At 70.4% G+C, this 807-nt stretch carries 1 protein-coding gene; it reads right to left on the bottom strand.

Annotated elements, in window-relative coordinates; genetic code table 11:
- Nucleotides 1-807 (bottom strand): IS4 family transposase (locus UK12_RS32800; protein WP_045306858.1); only part of this gene is annotated, 807 nt, incomplete at both ends.

Raw genomic sequence — 807 nt, 5'->3', positions numbered from 1 at the left:
CCGGCGTTGGTCGCGGCCCGGCAGATCAGGGCGCTGATCGCGTAGTGCGCGAGCAGGTAGCCGTAGATCTCCTGGCGGATGAGGTCCGGGCTCTTGGACCGCAGGATCCTGCCCGGGCCTCGCATCACGGTCTTGAGCTGCGCGGCCGAGACCTCGTGCTCCCACCGGTCGTGATAGGCCCGGGCCAGCTGCTCGGCAGTGACCGTGCGGGGGTCGGTGATCGTGGTGATCAGGCAGATCAGCTCCCGCTCCGCCTCGAGGCCGCGGTCGGGCACGTCGTACTCGACCACTCGCACCAGCCGCGCCTGGTCGGGGTGCGGTTGCCGGCCTTCCTTGACGGCCTGCACGATCCGCGCCTTGGCCTGCCTGGTGTGCGCCTGACGGGAGAAGACCAGGGACAGGTAGGAGCCGTCCCCGAGGTCCTCGATCAGCGGCAGGTCCACCCTCACGCCGACCCGCCACAGCAGTTGCGCACCAGTGCCGGCCGCAAGGCGCCAGTCCTCGAAGCTGTAGAAGTTGCTGTCTGCCAACAGGAGTTGGTCGCCCTGAAGGGTCGGGTAGAGCTGCCGGGCCAGGGACTGTTCGCCTGATCCCTCGCCGACCACCGGCCCGATCGCGGCGGCCAAGTGTGCGTGCGAGCTGCACTCGCTGATGCTCACCAGCCTGGCCTTGGGGAGCGCGGCCCCGCCGCCCGGATATCCGAACGCTGCCGCGTTCTGCTCGCTATCCGGCACGTCCCACTCCACCCCGTCGATCGCCACCAGGCGCCACGGCCCGAGGAACGCGCCCGGCGTGAGCAGGTCCGCG

Origin of the sequence: Saccharothrix sp. ST-888 (assembly GCF_000955975.1) — a bacterium.
Taxonomy (GTDB): domain Bacteria; phylum Actinomycetota; class Actinomycetes; order Streptomycetales; family Streptomycetaceae; genus Kitasatospora.
This window is presented reverse-complemented; position numbering and strand designations above follow the sequence as displayed.